Source organism: Geminicoccus flavidas, from assembly GCF_009806515.1.
GTDB classification, from domain to species: domain Bacteria; phylum Pseudomonadota; class Alphaproteobacteria; order Geminicoccales; family Geminicoccaceae; genus Geminicoccus; species Geminicoccus flavidus.
This window is the reverse complement of sequence record NZ_WUJP01000688.1, coordinates 1-20,515: the sequence shown is the minus strand read 5'-3', so window position 1 is coordinate 20,515 and position 20,515 is coordinate 1. Positions and strand designations below refer to the sequence as shown.

Sequence of the window (20,515 nt, the reverse complement as noted above, 5' to 3'; positions counted from 1 at the left end):
GATCTTCTTGCTTCTCAGGAAAATGGCGGGACATCGCTGCCCCGCCACTCTCTAGACCAGGCTTGAGGGCCGGGTCATGCCTTGCGGAACGGCGCCGCCATCTCGTCGGCCACCGGCTTGATCGCGTCCATGCATTCCTGCGGGGTCTTGAACTGGCCGGTCAGGAACTTGCCGAGCTCCACGGGGATCGTGTTGTTCGACAGTTCGGCCCAGGCCGGGAAGTCCGGCTCGGAGCCCATCATGGTGTTGATGGTCTCCTCGACCGCCGGGAAGTGGCGGGTGGTGCCGGGGCCGACCTTGGCCGCGGCCAGGGTGCGCGGGTCGGTGAAGGCCGAGAGCCGGACCGGCGAGGCGCCGCCACCCAGCACCGAGCCGCGGCCGACCACGTCCTTGGAGCAGGCCCACTGCATGAAGATGAAGGCCGCTTCCTGGTTCTGCGAGTAGCGCGACAGGCCGAGACCTGAGCCGCCCTGGTGGCCGACGTTCGGGATCTCGTTGAAGCCGCACTGGTCCGGCATGCGCAGCGAGATCGCCTTGGGCGGCGGGGCCGCTTCCATCAGGCCCACGACCTTGCTGTTGGCACCGTCGAAGCTCGGGAAATACTCGCCCCAGGTGATCACCTGGCCAGCTAGCCCTTGAGCCACCGACTGGCCCTCGCCGTCCCAGGTCCAGGTGAGCGCACCCGGCGGGCAGTTCTTGGAGATCTCCATGAGATACTCCAGGCCCTTGATGCCCTGCTCGTCGCCGCCGGTGAACATCCCGTCCTTGTCGTAGATCGAGCCGCCATTGCCCCACAGCCACGCGGTCCAGTCGCACTCCAGGCTGTAATGGCCAGAGCGGAGCTGGCCGGTGGTGCCGTAGATGCCGTTGCCCTTCTCGGCCTCTTGGATGGCCTTCACGTTGGCCATGTACTCGTTGAGGTCGGCGGGCACCTTCAGCCCGTGCTTCTCGTACAGGTCGCGCCGGTACATCAGGATGAAGATCGGGATGTCGAACGGGATCGAGACCAGCTTGCCGTCGAACATCGAAATGCCGTCCAGCAAGGGCTTGCTGAAGTCGTCCCAGTCGAAGTTGGGCATCGCGATGTCGGGATGCGCGTCGTAATACTCGCGCGGATCCTCCATGTCCTGGGAGAAGGTCGCCATCCAGGACTGATCGAGATAATAGAGGTCGTAGGTGCCGACCTGGCCCTGGATGTCCAGGGTCGCCTTCTGGAGCACCTGCTCCAGCGGCACGATCTCGATCTCGACATTGATGCCGGTCGCCTTGGTGAACTCTTCCTTGGCGAGCTGGTTGGCCACGATGGTGGGCGGGGTAGCCTCCGACGTGTAGCGGATCGTGGTGCCGGCGAACGGCTTACCGACCTCGGACAGCCACTGCATCATGGCCTCGTCGGGACCGGCCTGGGCAAAGGCCGGATTGCCGAAGTCCAGCCCGCGGAAGGGCCGCCCGCCGCCCAGCATGGCCGCACCGAAGCCGGACAAGCCCACGCCGGCGATGCCGAGCTTGCGGATGAACTCGCGCTTGCTGATCCGCCTGGCGGCGAAGTCGCCGCACGTGTCGGCGATGAAGGTCTTGCGGTCGTGTTCGCGGAAACTCATTGTTCTACCTCCCTCGAAAAATCGATCGATGACTGGCCCGGCTCAGTCCTTCAGGGAGCCCAGCGTCAGGCCGCGCACCAGGTGCTTTTGCACGAGCACGATGAAGATGAAGCTCGGCACCAGGGCGGCACTGCCGAGTGCGGTGATGAAGCCCCACTCGGTGCCGGTCGAGGTGACGAAGGTCGAGATCTTCACCGGGATCGTGCGGATCTGCGTGGTGAGCTGCAGGCTGAGCAGGAACTCGGTCCAGGAGAAGATGAAGCACAGGACCGCGGTGGCGGCGAGCCCGCCTTTGACCAGCGGCATCACCACCAGCCAGAAGGTCTGCCAGCGGTTCGCCCCGTCGATCATCGCCTGCTGATCCAGGTCGACCGGAACGTCATCCAAAAAGCTCTTCATGAGCAGGACCGCGATCGGCAGGTTGATCAGCGTGTGCGCCAGGATCAGGCCCAGATGGCTGTCGCGCAGGCCCAGGTCGCGGAACATGAAGAAGATCGGGATCGCGATCGCGATCGGCGGCATCATGCGCTGCGAGAGGATCCAGAACACGAAGTTCTGCTGGCCGCGGAAGCGGAAGCGGGAGAGGCCGTAGGCGCACAAGGTCGAGAGCACCACCGCCAGCACGGTCGAGCCCAGCGCGACGATCACGCTGTCGATGATGGACGGGATCGAATAATAGGAGCTGCCGCCGCCCGCGACCGTGCCAGCCGCACCCTCGTCCGTGATCAGCGAGAGGCGGGACACGCCACCCAGCGTCACCCGGTAATTGTCCAGCGTCGGCTCGAAGCCCCAGTAGACCGGCGTGGTGTTGAAGATCGCGGTGTACGGCTTGAACGACGCCAGGATCCACCAGAAGATCGGAAAGACGAACAGGAGCACGATCGCCCAGGCACAGACGTCGCGCAGGATGCCCAGGGCCGGGTTGCTCCGCATCAGAACCGCACCTTGAACAGCTTGATGAACACGGCCGCCATGACGTTCAGCGAGATCAGCACGATCAGGGCCAGCGTCGCGGCATAGGGGAAGTTCGCCAGGGTGAACAGCCGGCCGGCATAGAAGCTCAAGGTCTCGGTCTGGGTGCCGGGACCGCCGCTGGTCATCACGTAGACATAGTCATAGACCCGGAACAGGTCGATCGAGCGGAGCAGCACCGCGACTGCGATGACCCGGCTGAGCAGCGGCAGGGTGATCAGGCGGAAGGCCTGGATCGCCGAAGCACCGTCGATCGCCGCCGCCTCATAGGGCTCCTTGGGCAAGGCCCGCAGGCCCGCCAGGAAGATCAGCACCATGAACGGCGTCCACTGCCAGATGTCGGCCAGCATCACGCCGATCAGCGCGGTGCTGTTGTTCGCCAGGAGCGGGTTGGCCGGGTCGATGATGCCGAGCTGCTTGAGATAATAGGACAGCACGCCGAACTGGGCGTCCTCCATCAGGAGGAACATCAGGCCGGTGACGGCGGGCGGCACCACCAGCGGCAGGATCATGAGCGAGCGCAGCAGGCCGTAGCCGCGCCGCTCGGTGTCGAGCAGCAAGGCGATCGCCATGCCGAGCACGACCTGCACGGCTAGGCAGACCAGCGTGTAGGTGAGGGTGACCTGGAAACTGTCCCAGGTGCGCGGGTCGGTAAGCGCGATGCCCCACTGCTTGAGGCCCACGAACTCGAACTGGCGGGTGATCCGCGAGCGTTCCTGCAGGCTCAGCCAGACGGCATAGAGGAGGGGATAGACCCCGAACGCCAGCAGCAGGGCGATGACCGGCATGAGCCATGGCAGCGCCGATTCCGCGGTGAGCCACCGGGGCAGCCAGGAACGTCGGCGGGACGCGGCTGGAGCCGCGATCGTGCTGCTGGCCATCGGTACGACGAACCTACCCTCAAACGTTTCACGAGCGCCGACTCGTACCACCGCTCACTTTCGCGCATCAGGCTTTCGCGACCGCAGACTGTCAAGCGGCGATCTCGGGGAGGGGAAGGTCAGGCCACGCTTGCCCGCTCGCCCGGGATGGGCCATCGAAGCGCGGGCTGGAAGGGCCGCTCGCGAGCTTGGCGGCCGTGGATCGGAGGCGAGAGATGGGCTTCACGCTCGGGCTGAACACCAATTTCGCGATCAACCGGATCGTCCTGCCCGAGGAGCTGGTCGGCACCATCGCCCAGGACATCGGCATGAGCCGGATCCAGCTGACGCCGGAGTTCCTGGACCCATCCTGGCCGGCGCCCCTGCAGGCGAGCTTCGTCAAGCGCTACAACAAGGCGCTGGAGGCGAACGGGGCGAAGATCACCACGACCTTCTCCGGCGCCTATACGCGGGTGAACCATCTGGGCCATCCCGACCCGGAGGTCAGGGCCTGGTGGAAGAACTGGCTGGCCACCTGGATCGACATTTCGGCCGACCTGGGTGCCCGCGGCACCGGCACGCTGCTCGCGATCATGACTTATGCCGACGACGCCGATCCGGCGCGGCGCGAGGCGGTGCTGAAGCGGGTGATCGACGACTGGCGCGATCTAGCCCACCGCGCCAAGGAACGCGGGCTCGAGTTCCTGATGTGGGAGCACATGTCGATCCGCCGCGAATTCGGCCACACCCTGCCGGAGACCAAGCGGATCCAGGCGCTGGTGGAAGAAGACATGCCGCTGCCTTTCAAGATCTGCGCCGACATCGACCATGGCGACGTGACCTCGCAGGACCCGCGCGACTACGACCCCTATGCCATCGCCGAGGCGCTGGCGGCGGACAGCCCGGTGATCCACATCAAGCAGAGCTCGATGGACAAGGGCGGCCACCGGCCGTTCACGCCGGAGAACAACGCCAAGGGCCGGATCACCCCGGAGCCGCTGCTCGACGCGATCCACAAGGGCGGAGGCAGGGACAACGAGCTGGTGTTCGAGTTCTCGTTCCGGGAGCGGGAGCCCACTGACAGCACCGTGATCGAGGCGCTCAGGCAGTCGGCGGACTACTGGCGGCCGTTCGTGGCCGTCTGAGCCCCCACCTCGGAACGCAGTCGTTCCCTGGCGAGCCAGCCGGCTCCCTAGCGATCCTTCGCCGCTGCCACCTGCTCGGCGGCGGTCCGCACGACCTGCGCGCTGGAAAGCTGCGGCTTCAGGCTGGAAGACGAGGGCGTACTGGCCGCGTCGTGGCTGGTCGCCGCCGTCCCGCCATCACCCTTCGCCGCTGCGACCTGGTCGGCGGCGGTTCGCACGACCTGTGCGCTGGAGAGCTGCGGCTTCAGGCTGGAGGACGACGCGGTATGGGCCGCCTCATGGTTCGTCGTCGCCGTCCCAGCACCGCTCGCCGCGACCCCGGTGCCAGAAGTCGCCTTGCCGGCACCGGCCTGCGCGGGCCTGCCGTCGGTCCAGGGACGCAGCGCCTCCGGCGTCTGCATGTCGCGCGGCATCTCGAAGTCATGGCGAGCGACACCCCGCATCTGCTCGACGCCTCGGGGCATGCCGCTCCGGTTGCTGTAGTCGGGCAGGTTGCGCAGCCGCTCCTCGCGATGCGCCTGCTGCCGCGCCGTGCTCAGCTGCTGGGCGCAGATCAGGTCGAGCGCAGTCACGCCGGCCACGGCCATCATCGCCAGGAGGACGTTACCCTTCTGCGGGTTGTCCGGGACGGCGGGTGCCAGGGTCGCCAGGTCCAGCGCATCGCCGCCGACCCGCGCCCAGACCCAGGGCGTCGGGTCCCGGGAGGCGAGGATGCCGATGCCGGTCGCGATCTCGCGGACTCCGTAGGCCTGGATGAGGCCGCTCCGGTCTTCCATGCCCAGCGCCCGAGAAAGCTGACGCGGCGCCAGGAGCTCCGCCAGACCCAGCCCGATGCTGAACCAGCCGAGCCCCTGGGCCAGGCCGCGTGCCGAATCGCGCGAGATCATCTGCTGGGAGAATCCGCTATGATGCTGATGCATGACGTCGCTCCTCACGGCTTGAGCACGACCTTGATGCAGCCGTCCTGCTTCTCGCGGAACGTCTTGTACATCTCTGGCCCCTGCTCGAGCCCGACCGTGTGGGTGATGACGAAGCTGGGGTCGATCTGACCTTCCTCGATCCGGCGCAGCAGGTCGTCGGTCCAGCGCTTCACATGGGTCTGGCCGGCCCGGATCGTCAGGCCCTTGTTCATGACCATGCCGAACGGGACCTTGTCGATCAGCCCGCCATAGACGCCGGGGACCGAGATGGTGCCGGCCGGCCGGCAGACATACATCATCTCGCGCAGCACATGCGCCCGGTCGCTTTCCAGCATCAGGGCCTGCTTGGCGCGATCGTACATCGAATCCAGCGTGGCGGTCGCATGGGCCTCCATGCCTACGCAGTCGATGCACTTCTCCGGCCCCTTGCCCTGGGTGAGCTCGTTCAGCCGCTCGACCGTGCTTTCCTTGTCGAAATTGATCGTGATGGCGCCGCCGGCCTCGGCCATGACGAGGCGCTCGGGCACGTTGTCGATCGCGATGATCTGCTTGGCACCCAGCAGCACGGCACTGCGGATCGCGAACTGCCCGACCGGCCCGCAGCCCCAAATCGCCACCGTGTCGGTCGGCTGGATGTCGCACTGGACCACGCCCTGCCAGCCGGTCGGGAAGATGTCGCCCAGGAACAGGGCCTGCTCGTCCGTCATTCCGCGCGGGACCTTCACATGGGTCTTGTCGGCAAACGGAACCCGCACGTACTCGGCCTGGCCGCCGGGATAGCCGCCGGTCAGATGGGTGTAGCCGAACAGGCCGGCCGTGGTGTGCCCGAACAGCTTGTCGGCGATGTCCTTGTTGCGGTTGGAGCGCTCGCACACCGAGAAGTTGCCACGCCGGCACTGCTCGCACTCGCCGCAGGTGATGGTGAACGGCACCACCACGCGGTCGCCCACCTTCAGCGAGTCCTTCGCACCGGAGCCGACCTCCATCACCTCGCCCATGAACTCGTGGCCCATGATGTCGCCGGACTGCATACCGGGCATGAAGCCGTCGAACAGATGGAGATCGGAGCCGCAGATGGCGCAGCTCGTCACCTTGATGATCGCGTCCCGCGGGTCCTCGATCTTCGGATCCGGCACCGTGTCGCAGCGGATGTCGTTCTTCCCGTGCCAGCACAGCGCCCGCATCTTCGCTCTCCCTTGACTTTGCTCCGCTCACCCATGCGGCCAAACCGCCCGCAATGCTGCGGGTTCCGATGGGGTGGATGGGAGCCGGGAGGGCCAGGACGCGGCTGGATGGTTCCGGCCGGGCGGTCAGCGCCCCACGCTGTCGCCGGGCGTGGCGATCGCCTGCAGGGCCGGCAGATTCTTCAGGATGATCACGCCATGTTCGACCTCGATCAGGCCGCGCTCCTTGAAGCTGCGCATCTGCCGGTTGACGTTCTCGCGGGCGAGACCGGCGAACGAGCCCAGGTCGCGCTGGCTCAGCCCGTTCTCGATGCGCACGATGCCGTTGCGCTCGATCCCGTAGCGCCGCCCGATCCGCAGCAGGGTCTTGGCGACCCGCTGCTCCATGCCGAGCAGCATGGTGTCCTCGATCAGCTCGGTGGAGTGGCGCAGCCGCTCGCACAGGATGCCGATCAGCCGGACCGCCACGTCGGGATGGCGCTCCAGGAAGTCCATCATCCGGGCGCGATCGAGCACGAACAGCTCGCAGTCGCTGAGTGCCGTCGCATCGGCCGAGCGCGGCTTGCCGTCCAGCACGCCGATCTCGCCGAACACCTCGGCGGTCTCGACCAGGTTCAGCATGACCTCGCGACCGTCCAGCCCGACCGTGCCAATCCGGATCCGCCCGGACACCACAATCATCAGGCAGTCACCGGGATCGCCCTTCTGGAACACCGTGCGCCCAGCCGGCACGTGGATGAGGCGGCCGAGCGGCATCAGCTTCTCGATGTCCTCCTCGTAGAGCGCGCCGAACACGTCGCTGTCGGCCAGCGCGTCGCGCACCAGCTCCAGCCGGTCGGAACGGGGCACCCCGCTCATCGGCGCAGCTCGGCGGCCAGCGCCCGCAACTGGCGCACCGCCTCGTCGCGTGCCCGGGCAGCCTCATCGCGCTGCCGCGCCAGCTCCGCCAGCCGGTCCTCCTGCCGGCCCAGCTCGTTCAGCCAGCGCTCGCGCAATGGCCCGGGCTCGGCGATCGCCTCGAGGTTGGCGCGGATGCGGTCCTGCTCGGCACCGATCGCCGCCCGCTCTTCCTCGACCGCGGCCAGATCCTGCTCCGCAGCGCTACGTCGCTCGGCCAGGGCGGAAATCTCGTCGATCTTCGGTTGCCACGCTTCGGGCACGGGCAAGCCGCGCGTCGCCAGCACGGTGTCCAGCGCATCCTCGTCGGTCAGCACCAGGCGCTCCTCGCCCGGCCGCTCGGTCACCAGCGCCAACGTGGCGGTGCCCCTGGCCGGCAGTTCGCCGCGAACATACCAGAAACCGTCCTCGTGTTGCAGATCCTTGGGCGTCACCGGCTCCACGCCCGGCTCCGCCCGGACCTGCGCCTCCAGCAGGCGCGGCTGGTCGTCCTCGCTCTGAAAGCGCCAGCGCCGCTCGTAGCGCTCGGCCACCCGCAGCGTCGCGATCCCGTCGGCCACCACCAGCTCGCTCACCTCGCGCCTGGCATCCTCGGTCAGGTCGTAGCGGATCTTGCGGTCCTGGCCGAAGCTCAGGCGCCGCTCGGCACCAGCAGGCGTGGCCGGCAGCACCGCGTCGCCCAGATGGGTGGGCACCGGGGCCGTCTCGTCCATCACCGTGACGATGCCACGCGGCAGGCTGACGCCGGTGTCGTTGCCCAGCCGGATGGCTGCCTCCGGAGCGCCGCCCCCGCCATCCGCCGGCACCAGCGCCACCCTGGCCGCGGACACCGTGCGGTCGATCAGCGGCACCATCAGGCTGCCCTCATCGGCCACCTCGACCGGCGCCTCGATCGTGAAGCTGGTCGCTAGGTCGCTCTCGCTCTCGTCAGACTCGGCCACCGGGGCGAAGGCTTCGGCCATCATCATGTCGGCAGGCTCGGCCAAGGGCGGGGCGGCCTTCCGCATGGCGAGCGGCTGGCCCACAAATTCCTCGGGCAGCACCGGCACGCCCGGCCGCTCGCGGAACCAGGTGCGGGTCAGGTCCTGGCGCAGCGTGGTGGCATCGCCGTCCACCAGGGTCAGTCGGACATCGTCCCAGTCCTGGCCGCTGCGGTTCTCCACCACCGCCCAGCCCTGGAGCCGCGCCCCGCCATCCTGCAAGAGCAGCCGCCAGCTTGGCTTCCAGACCGGGGTGGACACGAGCAGGCCCAGGCCGAGCGTCGTACCTTGCGCCGCGTTGGTATGGATCGTGAGCGTGCGCCGCTCGTCGCTGCGCGCCTGGACGCTGCGCTCCAGCACCCGGTCCAGTGCCCGCTGGGCTGCCTCGTCCTCGAGGCGGATCGCCTCCACGTCACCGAGCTCCACCGAGACCAGCCCGTCCGAGCTGGACAGGACCAGCCAGGGGCGCTCGACCACCGTGCCGTCCTGGCCCTCGGCGCGCCGCTCGACGGCGACGATCCGCCCGGTCACCGGATCCTCGGCATAGTCGGTATCGACCGCGATCTCGCTGCCGCGCAGCCGCTCCAGAAGGGCGGTAAGCCCGGCGAGGTCGCCCGGGCTCAGCGGCGTGTCCTGGAAGGGATCGGCCAGCACGCTGCTGCCGCCGATCGATACCTGCCGGAGGCGGAAGCCGTCGCTGCCGCTCTCCGTCGGCAGCACGGTGAGGCTTTTGAGCGCATCGTCGAGCTGGCCGGCTGGCAGGTCGAGCGCCACGCTGCCATCGGCCTCGGTCGTGGCGCGAAAGCCCAGCCAGCCCATGCCGGCCGTGGACATCACCACCTGGTCGAGTGCCGGCGGCTCCGCGGCAAACCCCTGGTGCAGGGGCAGCAGCAGGCAAAGGAGCGAGGCCGCCCCGGATCTTGCGGATGATCGGACGCGCACGACGGTTCCTCCCTGACGACGCGCTCCCTATATCCAGCTTGCCTCGTCCTGGCGACCGGTGCCACGTCGGAATGGCCCGTCCCGCCAGGGAGCGTTCCCGCACGGCGGGGACATGAACCCTCGTCCGGCACGGCTGGTGAACCCGGAGCAGCATGTTGATGCAACCTCTTGCCGTGCAAGACATCGTTCGTGAATGTTGGACCTTCTTTCTGGACCGCCGCCGGGCGCTGGTGCAGGGCACCGGCCTGTGGTTCGTGCTGCTCCTGTTGGTGGCCGTGGTGGTGCGTGGGCTGGCGGGCCCGGTGGGACTGCCCGATCCGGAGGCTCCCGGCGATGCCGCCATGATCCTGCCGCCCGGCATGGGCAGCCTGATCGTCCTGAAGCTGGTCGAAGCCCTGGTGCTGGCCGCGGCCTCGGTGGCGCTGCACCGTTCGGTGCTGCTGTCCGAGCCCTTGCCGCCGCTCCTGCCGATCGACGGCCGCAGCGTGCGCTACGCCCTGCGCATGCTGGGCGTGCTGCTGGCGTCGATGCTGCCGGTCATGGTGATCGTGCTGCTCGCGATCGTGCTGGGCGGCGGGGGCCTGGCCTCGATCCAGCTCGCGATCCTGCCCAGCATGTTCGCCATGCTGCTGGTGATCTGCCGGCTCCATCCGGTGCTGCCGGCGGCAGCCTTGGACCTGAAATGCAGCTTCTCCCAGGCATGGGAGCAGACCCGCAGCCAGGGCTTCCGCCTGCTGCTGGGGGCGATCATCCTGCTGGCCCCGGTGATGATCGCCAGCACGCTCCTGCTCCTGGTGCTGGGCAACGGCTTTGCCGGCGTGCCGATCCTGCGCAACCTGCCGCAGGCCCTGGCGCTGCTGACCGATCTGCTCGAGGCCTGCCTGCTCGCCATCTATTTCTCGCTCACCTGGCGGCGGCTGTCCCAGGGGCAGCAGCGGCCGGCGCTCAACACTTCTGTTTGACGACGAGGATCCCTTGCACAGATTGCCGGTCTACCGGGTGGTCGGCCTCGCCTGGCTCCACGTGATCCGCCACAAGCTCGACCTGTTGAAGCTGGGCCTGCCCTGGTTCCTGATCCCGGTCGCGATGGCCGCGGCCGCGCCCTCCCTCGCCGGTGGGCTGGAGCCCTGGTACGGCCGGCTCGAGGCGGGCATCGCCTATCTCGCCGGGCTGATCCTGGCACGGGCCTGGATCCGCCACGTCCTGCTGGACGAACGCCGGGCCGGCCCCGCACCTCTGAATGGCGGTGTGCTGCGCTACCTCGTCTGGAATTTCGTGCTGATCCTGCTGGCGGCACTGCCGGCCGCCCCGGCGATCGCCTATGCCCTGTTCGGCGGAGTGCCGACCTATGTCGGCCTGGCCAAGATCGCCGCCCTGCTGATCGCCCTCCCGTTCGTCGCGCGGCTGGCCCTGGTGTTCGCGCCCGCGGCGATCGAGGCGCCGGGTTCCAAGCTGCAGGCGGGCTGGGAGGCCGGGGCCGGGAGCTGGTGGCGCCTGCTCGCCGCCTTCGTGCTCACGGCGGTGTCCGGCTATGTGGTCACCCTGCTGCTGGTGATCCCGATCGGCACCATGATCATGGCGGTCGACCCGGGCGCGGCGCTGGCCGACCATCCCTCGCTGCGGATCGTAGGCCACCTCCTGACCCTTCTGTTCATCGCGCTTACCAGCGGGCTGATCGCCTGGTCGTGGCGGGCGCTGACCCAAGGTGACGCCGCCCTGCCCACCCGCTAAGGTGAGGCATGGCGCTCGACACCCTCACATCGTCCGCCACCTCGAAGCGGCCAGGATCGACCGGCAGCAGGCCGAGGCGATCGCGGACGTGCTGCACCAGCAGGAGGTCGGGGCGCTCGCCGAGCTGGCGACCAAGGCCGATCTGCGCGAGCTTCGGGCGGAGCTCAAGGGCGACATGGCCAGCCTGCGCGGCAAATTCATGGAGCTGCGCGCCGAGATGGAGGCGCGCTTCGCCAAGATCGAGACCCGCTTCGACAAGGCCGACGCCGCTTCGGGTCCCTGGAGCAGCGGATGACCATCAAGCTCGGCTCGATGATCGTCGTGGCGCTGGGCGTGGTGACCGTGCTGGTCAGGCTCCTCTGACGGTTCAGCTCCGTTCGCGCGTCGCCGTGAACTTCAGCTTGGGGTGGTCGTCCTTCACCCGGTTCAGGTCCCAGTTGTTGCGCGCCATGTAGACCGGGTTGCCATCGCGATCCTCGGCCAGGCTCGCCGACTTGGTGCGCACGAACTGGTCGAGCAGGGCTTGGTCGCCGTCCACCCAGCGCGCGGTGATGAACGGTGCCTCGTCGAAGCGCACCGGCAGGCCGTATTCCGCGTCCAGCCGAGAGCGCAGCACGTCGAGCTGGAGCTGGCCCACCACGCCCACGATGAAGCCCGCGCCCAGCATCGGCTTGAACACCTGGGTGACGCCCTCCTCGGCCAGGTCACCCAGCGCCTTTTGCAGGTGCTTGGCCTTCATCGGGTCGTCCAGCACCACCCGCATCAGGATCTCAGGCGCGAAGTTGGGCAGGCCGGTGAAGCGGATCGGTGCCCCCTCGGTCAGCGTGTCGCCGACCCGGAGCGTCCCGTGGTTGGGAATGCCGATCACGTCGCCGGCCACCGCCTCCTCCGCGATCGCCCGATCCTGAGCGAAGAAGAAGATCGGGGCGGAGATGGTGAGCGGCTTGCCCGTGCGCACCGGCGCCAGGCGCATGCCGCGCTTAAAGCGGCCCGAGCAGACCCGCATGAACGCGACGCGGTCGCGGTGCTTGGGGTCCATGTTCGCCTGGATCTTGAACACAAAGCCGGACACGTCGTCCCGGGTCGGCAGGATCTCGGCCTCGCCGGCCGTCTGCGCCCTGGGTGCCGGCGCATGGGCGCCGAGCGCGTCCAGAAGGGCCCGCACGCCGAAATTGCGCAGGGCCGAGCCGAAGAAGACCGGAGTCAGATGGCCTTCGCGATAGCTCTGCAGGTCGAACTCGGGCAAGGCACCCTGCGCCAGTTCACGCTGCTCCTCGAAGGCGGCGAGCACGGCCGGGTCGACCCGGTCACGCAGCGCATTGTCGCCCACGACCTCCTCGACGTCGCGGCCATTGGCGTCCGGCCGCATCAGGACCGCCCGGTCGTCCCAGACCGACCAGACGCCGCGAAAGCTCTGGCCCATCCCGATCGGCCAGTTGGCCGGAGTCACGTCCAGGGCCAGCTTGGACGCGATCTCGTCGAGCAGGTCGAGCGGGTCCTTGGTCTCGCGGTCCATCTTGTTGATGAAGGTCATGATCGGGACGTCGCGCATCCGGCAGACCTCGAACAGCTTCAGGGTCTGCGTCTCGATGCCCTTGGCCGCGTCGATCACCATGACCGCCGAGTCCACTGCGGTCAGCGTCCGGTAGGTGTCCTCGGAGAAGTCCTCGTGGCCCGGCGTGTCGAGCAGGTTGAAGGTATGCCCGCCATACTCGAAGGTCATGACCGAGGTGGTCACCGAGATGCCGCGCTGCTGCTCGATGCGCATCCAGTCCGAACGCGCCCGGCGCCGCTCGCCCTTAGCCTTGACCTCGCCGGCCAGATGGATGGCGCCGCCGAACAGCAGCAGCTTCTCGGTGAGCGTGGTCTTGCCGGCGTCCGGATGGCTGATGATGGCAAACGTCCGCCTGCGCGCCACCTCGGCGCCGAGGCCGTCAGCGGTCCTGCTCTGATCGAGGTCCAAGGGTTTCGGGTCCAAGGCTGGAAGGTCGGAGGCGTCTAGCACGGTCGGACAGAGGAAGGCCACCGCCCGGACAGCCGGCCGTTGCCATCAATCGCTTAACTGTATGGTTATGTTTTTTCCGGGTACAACATGGGCACCACAGGGAGATCGTCATGAACGAGATGCCGCAGCAGGAGCATGCCTGGCTGCAGAAGATGATCGGCGAATGGACCTACGAGTCCGAGGCGCAGATGGGCGAGGGCCAGCCGCCGTTCAAGGCGAGCGGTACTGAGACGGTCCGTCCGCTGGGCGAGTTCTGGATCCTGGCCGAGGGCCAAGGGACCATGCCCGGTGGCGGCCATGCGACCATGCTCCTGACGCTCGGCTACGACGTCCGTCAGCGGCGCTTCGTCGGCACCTGGATCGGCTCGATGATGAGCTGGCACTGCGTCTACCAGGAAGGCCGGCTGGATCCGGACGGCGCCAGGCTGCAGCTGGAGGCTGACGGGCCGAGCTTTGCCGAGGAGGGCAAGACCGCGCGCTATCGCGACGAGCTGGAGATCGTGGCGCCGGACCACCGGGTGCTGCGCTCCGCCGTACGACAGCCGGACGGAAGCTGGCACGACTTCATGGCCGCCCACTATCGCCGGCGCAGCTGAGGCGGGCCGGGACGGCGCCGATGACCATGACCAGGAGGTAGAGCGCGCCCATCGCCAGCGGCAGGCCGTTCGGGCCGAGCCCGGTCATGGCCAGGCCGGCCAGCGGCGGGCCGACCATGCCGCCGATCCCCCACATGAGGGAGAAGGCGGCGTTGCCGGCCAGCAGCATCGAGCCGGTGAAGCGCTCGCCTAGTTCGATCAGCGCCATCGTGTAGAGGCCGAAGGCGGCCGAGCCCCACAGGAAGAACGTGGCGTAGGTCAGTGCCTCGGTCCGGATCACCAGCGGCAGGAGCAGGGCCCCCAGCATGGTGAGCCCGCACAGCAGCAAGGTGGTGCCGCGCCTTGACCAGCGGTCGGCCAGCCAGCCGATCGGGATCTGAAACAGGATGTTGCCGACGATCAGGATGCCCAGCGCTGTCGCCATGCTCGCCTCGGGCATGCCGAAGCTCATGCCGTAGGACGGCAGGAGGGCCAGGACCGACTGGTCGAACGCTGCCACTACACCGATGCTCAGGAGAAGGAAGGGGGCAAGCGGCAGGAAGACCAGCAGCGAGCCCATCTGCCCGTCATGTCCGCCGTGGATCTCCGGCAGCCGCCTGCGTGCGAGGAACAGGATGAGAGCGGTCGCCAGGAACACCAGGACGCCCACCAGGAATGGCGGCCAACCTTGGGTGCCGGTCAGCGTCAGGGTGAAGGGACCTAGCGCGAAGCCGGCAGAGAGGCTCGACGCAAAGATGCCGAGCAGGCGCCCGCGGCGCTCGGGAGGAGCCAGCAGGTTGACCCAGGTCTCGCTCGTGACGAACAGGCCGTTGACCACGAAGCCCAGGAGGAAGCGGGCCACGAACCACACGGGCAGCGACTGCCAGGCCCCGATCGTGAACAGGAGGGCCGCCAGCGCCAGCGCGCTGCAGAGCGCCAGCCGGGCGGCACCCAGCCACCTGGCGAACCAGGGGATCAGCGGCGAGGAGGCGATGATGCCGAGCGGCGTCATCGCGGTGTTCAGCCCGATCAGGGCCGGCGGCACGCCCTGGCGCTCCAGGATGAAGGCCAGCAGCGGGTAGGAGAGGCCCTGGGCCATCGCGAACACGCTGGCCATCAGGATGACGACGAAGACCAGCCGGTCGGCCACTTGATCACCGTTTCGCGTCGACGCTGCCGGCCGAGATCAGTCGTGCAGGAGGCTCGGCAGGTACAGCGCCAGGACGGGGAAGGCCAGCAGGATCAGCACGCCCAGGATCTGCAGCACCATGAACTGCATCATGCCCTGGTAGATCTTCACCAGCGGCCAGTCGGGCACCACGCCGCGCAGGAAGTAGGCGGCCAGCGCCACGGCGGGGACAGCCAGGCGACGATCCGGCCGCTCCACTGGCTGAGGCGGTCGATCGCACAGGCCAGGCACAGCAGCTTCTCGTTTATCTGCCCTCTTCGCCTGCCCCTCTTCTCCTGGAGGAGCCGCCGCAGGTCGAACATCGCCCGCGCGGCGGCCGCTGGTCGGTCAGGCCCTTTGTTGGCCTCAGTCCAGCTTCTGCAACGCAGCGTTGCCGAGGCTGGCGTAGAGGTCGAGGATCTTGGTCCGGTAGGGGATCGCGGTCTTCGCGAACGCGCGCTGCGATTCCAGGGCCTCCTGGAAGAACGGGCCCTGCTCGGCTTAGCGGTCGAGCACGACGTTGGTGGCGCGCACGAACTCGGGGAAGAAGTCCGGCGGCGTGTCATGGATCTGCACGCCGAACGCGTCGCGCAGCTTAACGATCGCTCCGGCATGGCGCGCGACGTTCAAGGCGTAGGTCTCGGCCATCGAGACCAGGGCGGCGTTGCGGAACATCTCATGGAGTCGGCCGGCAGCCCGCCGAACACCGTCTTGTTGACGATCACCTCGCCGGCATCGGTCGGCTGGTGCAGGCCCTGCAGATAGTGGTTCTTCCAGATCGCGTTCAGGCCGAGGTTCAGGTCGTCGGCCGGGCCGATCCATTCGGTGGCGTCGATCACGCCGCGCTGGGTGGGCGGCACGAGGTCACCGCCGGCAGGCCCACCGCGGCGATGCCCATCTCCTTGAAGATCTCGCCGGTGATCCCGGGCGGGGAGCGGCATTTCCGCTTCTGGAAGTCGGCCACGTTTTCGATCGGTCGGCGAACCAGCCAAGCGGTTCAGCCCCATCGGCTGGACCATGAACGGCTCGACATCCGCGCCCAGCACCTCGGCATGGAAGCGGCGGTATAACGCATTGCCGACGTCTTCCAGCAGCCGGACGACTTGGGAGAGCTGGTCCATGCCTGAGTCGGCGCCGGCCATGGGGTTGCTGAACATGCCGGTGGCCGATGCTTGCCCGACCATTAGTGGGGCCAGGCATAGCCCGCCTCGGCGATGCCCTGGTCGACCGCGCCCAGGATCTCGAAGGCCGGGACGATCATCCCGTCGGATAGCACCTCGATCGCGACCCGCCCGTTCGACATCTTGCCGATCCGCTCGGCATGGCGCTGGAGCAGCTTGCAATAGATGCTGGCCAAGGGCACGGCCGCCTGCAGCCGGAGCTTGATCGGCCAATCCTGGGCGAACGCGCTGAGGCTGGCGACCGTCAGCGCGGCGAGCCCTGCCAGGCCCGCCAGCGCACAGCGCATGGCTTTCCGTGTTCCGGGCGTTCCCCCTCCCTTCGGGCCGACTGCCTCGATTGTTCGGAAAGCTCACGCGTGGTCTATCAGGATCGTCAAGCCGGGAACGTCCGCTCCTGTCAGTTCATAGCCGTCCGGCGCCGCTGGAAGTTGACCGCACGGATCATCTCGCGGATGCGCGGCTGGATCTCGGTGCGCCAGCGCGTGCCGTTGAACACGCCGTAATGGCCTACCCCTGGCTGGACATAATGGACATGGTTCTCGGGCGGCAGGTTGCGGCACAGCCGGTGGGCGGCCTCGGTCTGGCCCAGGCCGCAGATGTCGTCGCGCTCGCCCTCCACCGTCATCACCACCGTGTCCTCGATCGCACCGCAATCGACCGGCTCGCCGCGCCACTTCATCCGGCCCTCGGGCAGGTCGTGGTCTTGGAAGACGGTCTTGACCGTCTGGAGGAAGAACTCGGCGGGCAGATCCATGACCGCCAGATACTCGTCGTAGAAGCGGCGGTGCTGCTCGGCCGAATCGCAGTCGCCCTTGATCAGCGAGTTGAAGTAGCCCCGATGTGCCTCGACATGGCGGTCGAGGTTCATCGCCATGAAACCGGAGAGCTGGATGAAGCCTGGATAGACCAGGCGCATGCAGCCGACATTAGGCCAAGGTACGGGCGAGATCACGTTGCGCTCGAACCAGCCGATGTCCTTGGACATGGCATGGTGGTTGACCACGGTCGGATTGCAGCGCGTATCGATCGGCCCGCCCATCAGCGTGATCGAGGCGGGCCGGCACTCGTCCCCCATCGCCGCCATGATCGCGGTGGCCGCCAGCACCGGGACCGAGGGCTGGCAGACCGCGATCACATGGGTGTTGTGGCCGATGAAGCGCACCATCTGGATGATGTGCTCGATGAAGTCGTCCAGGTCGAACTTGCCGGCGAACACCGGCACATGCCGGGCATCCACCCAATCGGTGACGTAGATGTTGTGCTCCTGGATCATCGTCTGGACAGTGCCGCGGAGCAGCGTGGCATAGTGCCCGGACATGGGGGCCACCAGCAGCACCTTCGGGTCGTAGCGCTTGCCGCAAACCGTTTCATCACGATCAAAATGGCGGAGCTCGCAAAAAGGGGTACGCAGCACCACCTCCTCGCGCACCGGCACGGTCAGGCCGCCGATCTTGGTCGCGTGGATCCCCCAGGCGGGCTTGCCGTAGCGCCGGGTCACCCCCTCGAACAGCTCGCAGGCAGCCGAGATGGTGCGGCCGAGCCCGGTATGCGCGAGCGGAACCAGCGGGTTGCCCAGCACCTGGGTCACGAGCTTGGCCTGGGCCCGCCAGGGGGTCAGCAGTGCGTGGGCCATTTCGTAGGTGTGATATTGCATGGGTCCGACGGCTTCGCGCTCTGGTGTTACCGGAAAAAAATCACGCTCCGGCAAGGGAGGCAACGCCCGTCATGACTGGAAGTGCCCGCCCGGGGAGGCATCTCGGTCACAATAGGGAGGTATCGAGGCAACATGGTCGCATGTTGGATCGCCCAACCGGCCTGTGGTAATCGCCAGCATCGTCCTCAAGGCACCGGAGCGGTCCGATGGTCAGCCAGAACGGTCCGGTACCCGCCGCGAACGCGAAGTCGCGACGCCAGCAGGCGATCGTCGCGGCCCTGCGCGCTGCCCCGGCACTGCGCATCGCCGAGCTCGCCGCCGAGTTCCAGGTATCAACTGAGACGATCCGGCGCGACCTCGACGAACTCGACCAGGCAGGGCTGATCGCGCGCACCTATGGCGGGGCGGCGCGGCCAGTGGCGGTGGAGCCGGCGGTGGCGGAGCGCGAGCGGCAGATGGTGCCGGAGCGCCGGCGGATCGCCCAGGCAGTGCTGGCGGCGATCGGCGCTGCCGAATCGCTGATGCTGGGCGGCGGCTCGACCACGCTGCACGTCGCCCGCCTGCTGGCGACCACGCTTGCCCGCGGCACCGTGGTCACCCACGCCTTCGCGCATGCCGCGGTGCTGGGCGCCAACCCGGGCATCCGGGTGCTGATGGCGCCCGGCCGCTACGAGCCGCGCGAGGGCATGGTGGTGGGCAGCGACACGCTCGAGCATATCGGCCGCTTCCATGCCGAGGTGGCCATCGTGGGGGCTAGCGGCATCACCGCTTCCGGCGCTGCCGATGTCGACGACGAGGCGGCCGCCGTCTACCGCGCGATGCGCCTGGCCGCCACCCGCACCCTGATCGTGGCCGACCACACCAAGTTCGGCCGCGCCGCTTTCGCCATCCATGCCGAGCTGCACGAGATCCGCCAGATCGTGACCGACCGCCCCCCGGACGGCCCGCTCGCCGACCTCTTGGCCGACGCCGGCGCCACGATCACCACGGCCGAGGAGGTCCGGCCGGCACCGGGCGGCCCGGCCCGGCCCGCCGCCGGCCTCCCGACCCGCCGCCGCGACCACGCCTGACGGCCGTCAGGGCCGGTGCTGTCCGGCTCCGGGACTTCCCGGCGAGCCGCGATCGACTCCCCCATGTCCTGGTCGTGGCCTTGCACTGCCACGCCCATACGGTGTTGACACTCCCTTCCAGGCTTCTGAACCGACAGCGCCGCAGCTGGTCGATCGGTCTGCTGACCGTCGTCGATGGACTGATGGTCAGGTGGAGCGGATGAGACGGACGCTGGCGCGCCTGCCAGGGAATGCCACCGTCCGCGGCAGTCGCTACCGCAGCCATGACGAGCCATGGCACCACTTCCAGCACTTCATCTTCGACGCCTGCCACGCGTCGGAGGCCGAGCACCTGCCCGAGCAACGGGTGCGGACGCCAGATCGGCGGTTGAGCCCTGAGCGGGTGACAGATGGGCTGCCAGCTTCCGGAGGTAGTGGACGGCGCAGATCATCGCCACTCGCTCCAGGCCCGGTCGAGACCACGCATCGGCAACTGCCGCCCCCCTCCGGCCTGCCTCATTTGCCTGAATACCGGCGCAACGACCTGCTTGCTCGAGGCGCTAGCGGCTCCTTCGGCCAGCCCACTTCGGGCGGTCCGTCATCACGCTCATGGGCGGCATTCTTGTAGCGGCCCGGAGCGACTGCGCCTCAGGAGGCGTCCGGCACGATCGCCAGATTATCGAACTCGAAGCGGCCGAGGCTCATCGCCACCAGCCCGACCGCATGGCCGGGCATGCCCGAGATCCGGGCACTGCCGACCTGCTGGCCGTCGATCTCGAGCCGGAGATCCTCCCCATCCGGCTCGATGCGCAGCCGGTGCCGCCCTTCCTTGCCCTCCGGCAGGACGCCGCTCAGGCGCGGGCGCATGCCCTCCGGCCCACGCTGGTACAGCGCCCAGCGCTGGGCGCCGGCGACGAACGCCAGGTAGCTGCGGCTGGCTTCGTCGTAGCGGTAGAGCAAGCCGGCGGCGGAGACCTTGCCCGGGAACTCCCCGCCGACATCGGCTGCGATCGCCGCACCCTCCGGCGAGGCCCCGCCGTGCAGCGTATCGACCCGGTAGAACTTGATCGCCGCCGCATCGCTGCGGTTCTCGAGCTCGGCCACGCCGTTCTCGATCCGGAGCTCCCAGGTTCCGTCGCTCCCGGGCGTGAGGATGCCGTCCAGGGCCGGCCCGCCGTCGAAGGTCTCGACCAGCGCTTCGGCACGCAGTGCCGGCGGGACCAGGAGGAGGGCGGCGGTCAGGGTGAGCGGGAGGAGACGCATCGGCGGGTTCCGGCGCTGTGGAAGGGCCAGGTGGCAGGTGAGCCCGATCCGGCCTCGGATGCAAGCTCGGGCGGCAGGACCAGAGTCAGAAGCCGCGGTCGGGCAGGGGCTGCGTCGGCAGATGCGGGTCGTCGGCGCAGCCCAGCACCATCTGGTCGTAGTCGATGTTGGCCCCGGTCATCAGCCCGCTCTCGTCCGAGCTGAGAAAGGCCACCATCCGCGCCACCTCAGCAGGGTCGATCAGCCGGCCGAACGGCCGGGCCTGGACCGCGCGCTCCAGCCAGTCGGGTGCCGCGTCGTGGAAGCGTTGCTGGATGCTGTGCTCGCCAGGCGTGTTCATCCAGCCGATGTTCAGCCCGTTGACCCGGATGCGGTCGGGCAGCAGCGC

At 68.3% G+C, this 20,515-nt stretch carries 22 protein-coding genes; 6 read left to right on the top strand and 16 right to left on the bottom strand.

Annotated elements, in window-relative coordinates:
- Positions 1-74: 74 nt before the first annotated feature.
- The 3 genes from EQG76_RS19730 to EQG76_RS19720 are packed head-to-tail and all read right to left on the bottom strand — an operon-like array spanning position 75 to position 3,454.
- Complete coding sequence (locus tag EQG76_RS19730) at positions 75-1,601, bottom strand: ABC transporter substrate-binding protein (RefSeq protein ID WP_200840955.1); 1,527 nt, start codon at positions 1,599-1,601, stop codon at positions 75-77.
- Positions 1,602-1,643: 42 nt separating this feature from the next.
- A complete protein-coding gene (locus EQG76_RS19725) occupies positions 1,644-2,534 on the bottom strand; it encodes a carbohydrate ABC transporter permease (protein WP_159716062.1) in 891 nt (296 codons plus the stop codon).
- Positions 2,534-3,454 (bottom strand): carbohydrate ABC transporter permease, encoded by a 921-nt coding sequence (locus EQG76_RS19720; RefSeq protein ID WP_159716061.1) that lies wholly within the window; start codon positions 3,452-3,454, stop codon positions 2,534-2,536. The genes EQG76_RS19725 and EQG76_RS19720 overlap by 1 nt, the downstream gene beginning before the upstream one ends.
- A 215-nt stretch (positions 3,455-3,669) precedes the next feature.
- On the opposite strand from EQG76_RS19720, the gene EQG76_RS19715 reads away from it, so the two are divergent.
- A complete protein-coding gene (locus EQG76_RS19715; protein ID WP_159716060.1) occupies positions 3,670-4,578 on the top strand; it encodes a sugar phosphate isomerase/epimerase family protein in 909 nt (302 codons plus the stop codon).
- A gap of 47 nt (positions 4,579-4,625) precedes the next feature.
- Here the strand turns inward: EQG76_RS19715 and EQG76_RS31765 are convergent, their stop codons facing one another.
- From EQG76_RS31765 to EQG76_RS19695, 4 genes are all read right to left on the bottom strand, one after another.
- Positions 4,626-5,498 (bottom strand): hypothetical protein, encoded by an 873-nt coding sequence (locus EQG76_RS31765; RefSeq protein WP_200840954.1) that lies wholly within the window; start codon positions 5,496-5,498, stop codon positions 4,626-4,628.
- 11 nt (positions 5,499-5,509) lie between these two features.
- On the bottom strand, positions 5,510-6,682 hold the full coding sequence (locus EQG76_RS19705) for a zinc-dependent alcohol dehydrogenase (protein ID WP_159716059.1): 1,173 nt from the start codon (positions 6,680-6,682) through the stop codon (positions 5,510-5,512).
- A 126-nt stretch (positions 6,683-6,808) separates the two neighbouring features.
- The gene (locus EQG76_RS19700; RefSeq protein ID WP_159716058.1) at positions 6,809-7,540 is read right to left on the bottom strand and encodes a Crp/Fnr family transcriptional regulator; all 732 of its coding nucleotides are present in this window, start codon (positions 7,538-7,540) and stop codon (positions 6,809-6,811) included.
- Positions 7,537-9,501, bottom strand: coding sequence for a DUF4139 domain-containing protein (locus tag EQG76_RS19695; RefSeq protein ID WP_159716057.1), 1,965 nt, complete (start codon positions 9,499-9,501; stop codon positions 7,537-7,539). The genes EQG76_RS19700 and EQG76_RS19695 overlap by 4 nt, the downstream gene beginning before the upstream one ends.
- A gap of 173 nt (positions 9,502-9,674) precedes the next feature.
- Between EQG76_RS19695 and EQG76_RS19690 the strand changes: the two genes are divergently transcribed.
- Genes EQG76_RS19690 through EQG76_RS19680 form a run of 3 tightly spaced genes read left to right on the top strand, consistent with a single transcriptional unit; the run spans position 9,675 to position 11,527 of the window.
- On the top strand, positions 9,675-10,463 hold the full coding sequence (locus EQG76_RS19690; RefSeq protein WP_159716056.1) for a hypothetical protein: 789 nt from the start codon (positions 9,675-9,677) through the stop codon (positions 10,461-10,463).
- Between the two features lie 13 nt (positions 10,464-10,476).
- Positions 10,477-11,232, top strand: coding sequence for a hypothetical protein (locus EQG76_RS19685; RefSeq protein ID WP_159716055.1), 756 nt, complete (start codon positions 10,477-10,479; stop codon positions 11,230-11,232).
- A 1-nt stretch (position 11,233) separates the two neighbouring features.
- Positions 11,234-11,527, top strand: a complete 294-nt coding sequence (locus EQG76_RS19680; protein ID WP_159716054.1) for a CCDC90 family protein — start codon at positions 11,234-11,236, stop codon at positions 11,525-11,527.
- Positions 11,528-11,599: 72 nt separating this feature from the next.
- Here the strand turns inward: EQG76_RS19680 and EQG76_RS19675 are convergent, their stop codons facing one another.
- Positions 11,600-13,195, bottom strand: coding sequence for a peptide chain release factor 3 (locus EQG76_RS19675; protein WP_200840953.1), 1,596 nt, complete (start codon positions 13,193-13,195; stop codon positions 11,600-11,602).
- A gap of 152 nt (positions 13,196-13,347) precedes the next feature.
- On the opposite strand from EQG76_RS19675, the gene EQG76_RS19670 reads away from it, so the two are divergent.
- Complete coding sequence (locus EQG76_RS19670; RefSeq protein WP_159716053.1) at positions 13,348-13,833, top strand: DUF1579 domain-containing protein; 486 nt, start codon at positions 13,348-13,350, stop codon at positions 13,831-13,833.
- On the opposite strand, the gene EQG76_RS19665 is transcribed toward EQG76_RS19670, so the two are convergent.
- The 6 genes from EQG76_RS19665 to EQG76_RS19645 all read right to left on the bottom strand — a co-directional run bounded on the left by EQG76_RS19665 (position 13,802) and on the right by EQG76_RS19645 (position 17,815).
- Complete coding sequence (locus EQG76_RS19665) at positions 13,802-14,962, bottom strand: MFS transporter (RefSeq protein ID WP_200840952.1); 1,161 nt, start codon at positions 14,960-14,962, stop codon at positions 13,802-13,804. The two genes, EQG76_RS19670 and EQG76_RS19665, sit on opposite strands and share 32 nt — an antisense overlap.
- A gap of 36 nt (positions 14,963-14,998) precedes the next feature.
- A complete protein-coding gene (locus EQG76_RS19660) occupies positions 14,999-15,163 on the bottom strand; it encodes a hypothetical protein (protein WP_159716052.1) in 165 nt (54 codons plus the stop codon).
- Positions 15,164-15,481: 318 nt separating this feature from the next.
- On the bottom strand, positions 15,482-15,610 hold the full coding sequence (locus EQG76_RS32845; protein WP_255476570.1) for a hypothetical protein: 129 nt from the start codon (positions 15,608-15,610) through the stop codon (positions 15,482-15,484).
- On the bottom strand, positions 15,607-16,122 hold the full coding sequence (locus EQG76_RS19655; RefSeq protein WP_159716051.1) for a hypothetical protein: 516 nt from the start codon (positions 16,120-16,122) through the stop codon (positions 15,607-15,609). Before EQG76_RS19655 ends, EQG76_RS32845 begins: the two co-directional genes overlap by 4 nt.
- Positions 16,123-16,163: 41 nt before the next feature.
- Positions 16,164-16,448, bottom strand: coding sequence for a type 2 periplasmic-binding domain-containing protein (locus EQG76_RS19650; protein ID WP_159716050.1), 285 nt, complete (start codon positions 16,446-16,448; stop codon positions 16,164-16,166).
- Positions 16,449-16,558: 110 nt separating this feature from the next.
- Positions 16,559-17,815 carry a polyhydroxyalkanoate depolymerase gene (locus EQG76_RS19645; RefSeq protein ID WP_159716049.1) on the bottom strand — a complete coding sequence of 419 codons (1,257 nt, stop codon included), beginning with the start codon at positions 17,813-17,815 and terminating at the stop codon, positions 16,559-16,561.
- A gap of 206 nt (positions 17,816-18,021) precedes the next feature.
- Between EQG76_RS19645 and EQG76_RS19640 the strand changes: the two genes are divergently transcribed.
- Positions 18,022-18,885 carry a DeoR/GlpR family DNA-binding transcription regulator gene (locus EQG76_RS19640; protein ID WP_159716048.1) on the top strand — a complete coding sequence of 288 codons (864 nt, stop codon included), beginning with the start codon at positions 18,022-18,024 and terminating at the stop codon, positions 18,883-18,885.
- 627 nt (positions 18,886-19,512) lie between these two features.
- On the opposite strand, the gene EQG76_RS19635 is transcribed toward EQG76_RS19640, so the two are convergent.
- Positions 19,513-20,127 (bottom strand): hypothetical protein, encoded by a 615-nt coding sequence (locus EQG76_RS19635; RefSeq protein WP_159716047.1) that lies wholly within the window; start codon positions 20,125-20,127, stop codon positions 19,513-19,515.
- A gap of 85 nt (positions 20,128-20,212) precedes the next feature.
- Positions 20,213-20,515: SDR family oxidoreductase (locus EQG76_RS19630; protein WP_159716046.1), on the bottom strand; the 303-nt coding region annotated here is incomplete at its 5' end.

What these genes read in the sequence shown, in the direction of transcription:
- EQG76_RS19720 (WP_159716061.1), bottom strand. Translation starts at nt 3,454, where the DNA reads ATGGCCAGCAGCACGATCGCGGCTCCAGCCGCGTCCCGCCGACGTTCC.
- EQG76_RS19705 (WP_159716059.1), bottom strand. Translation starts at nt 6,682, where the DNA reads ATGCGGGCGCTGTGCTGGCACGGGAAGAACGACATCCGCTGCGACACG.
- EQG76_RS19700 (WP_159716058.1), bottom strand. Translation starts at nt 7,540, where the DNA reads ATGAGCGGGGTGCCCCGTTCCGACCGGCTGGAGCTGGTGCGCGACGCG.
- EQG76_RS19650 (WP_159716050.1), bottom strand. Translation starts at nt 16,448, where the DNA reads ATGCGCTGTGCGCTGGCGGGCCTGGCAGGGCTCGCCGCGCTGACGGTC.
- EQG76_RS19725 (WP_159716062.1), bottom strand. Translation starts at nt 2,534, where the DNA reads ATGCGGAGCAACCCGGCCCTGGGCATCCTGCGCGACGTCTGTGCCTGG.
- EQG76_RS19655 (WP_159716051.1), bottom strand. Translation starts at nt 16,122, where the DNA reads ATGGCCGGCGCCGACTCAGGCATGGACCAGCTCTCCCAAGTCGTCCGG.
- EQG76_RS19670 (WP_159716053.1), top strand. Translation starts at nt 13,348, where the DNA reads ATGAACGAGATGCCGCAGCAGGAGCATGCCTGGCTGCAGAAGATGATC.
- EQG76_RS31765 (WP_200840954.1), bottom strand. Translation starts at nt 5,498, where the DNA reads ATGCATCAGCATCATAGCGGATTCTCCCAGCAGATGATCTCGCGCGAT.
- EQG76_RS19715 (WP_159716060.1), top strand. Translation starts at nt 3,670, where the DNA reads ATGGGCTTCACGCTCGGGCTGAACACCAATTTCGCGATCAACCGGATC.
- EQG76_RS19635 (WP_159716047.1), bottom strand. Translation starts at nt 20,127, where the DNA reads ATGCGTCTCCTCCCGCTCACCCTGACCGCCGCCCTCCTCCTGGTCCCG.
- EQG76_RS19730 (WP_200840955.1), bottom strand. Translation starts at nt 1,601, where the DNA reads ATGAGTTTCCGCGAACACGACCGCAAGACCTTCATCGCCGACACGTGC.
- EQG76_RS19645 (WP_159716049.1), bottom strand. Translation starts at nt 17,815, where the DNA reads ATGCAATATCACACCTACGAAATGGCCCACGCACTGCTGACCCCCTGG.
- EQG76_RS19640 (WP_159716048.1), top strand. Translation starts at nt 18,022, where the DNA reads ATGGTCAGCCAGAACGGTCCGGTACCCGCCGCGAACGCGAAGTCGCGA.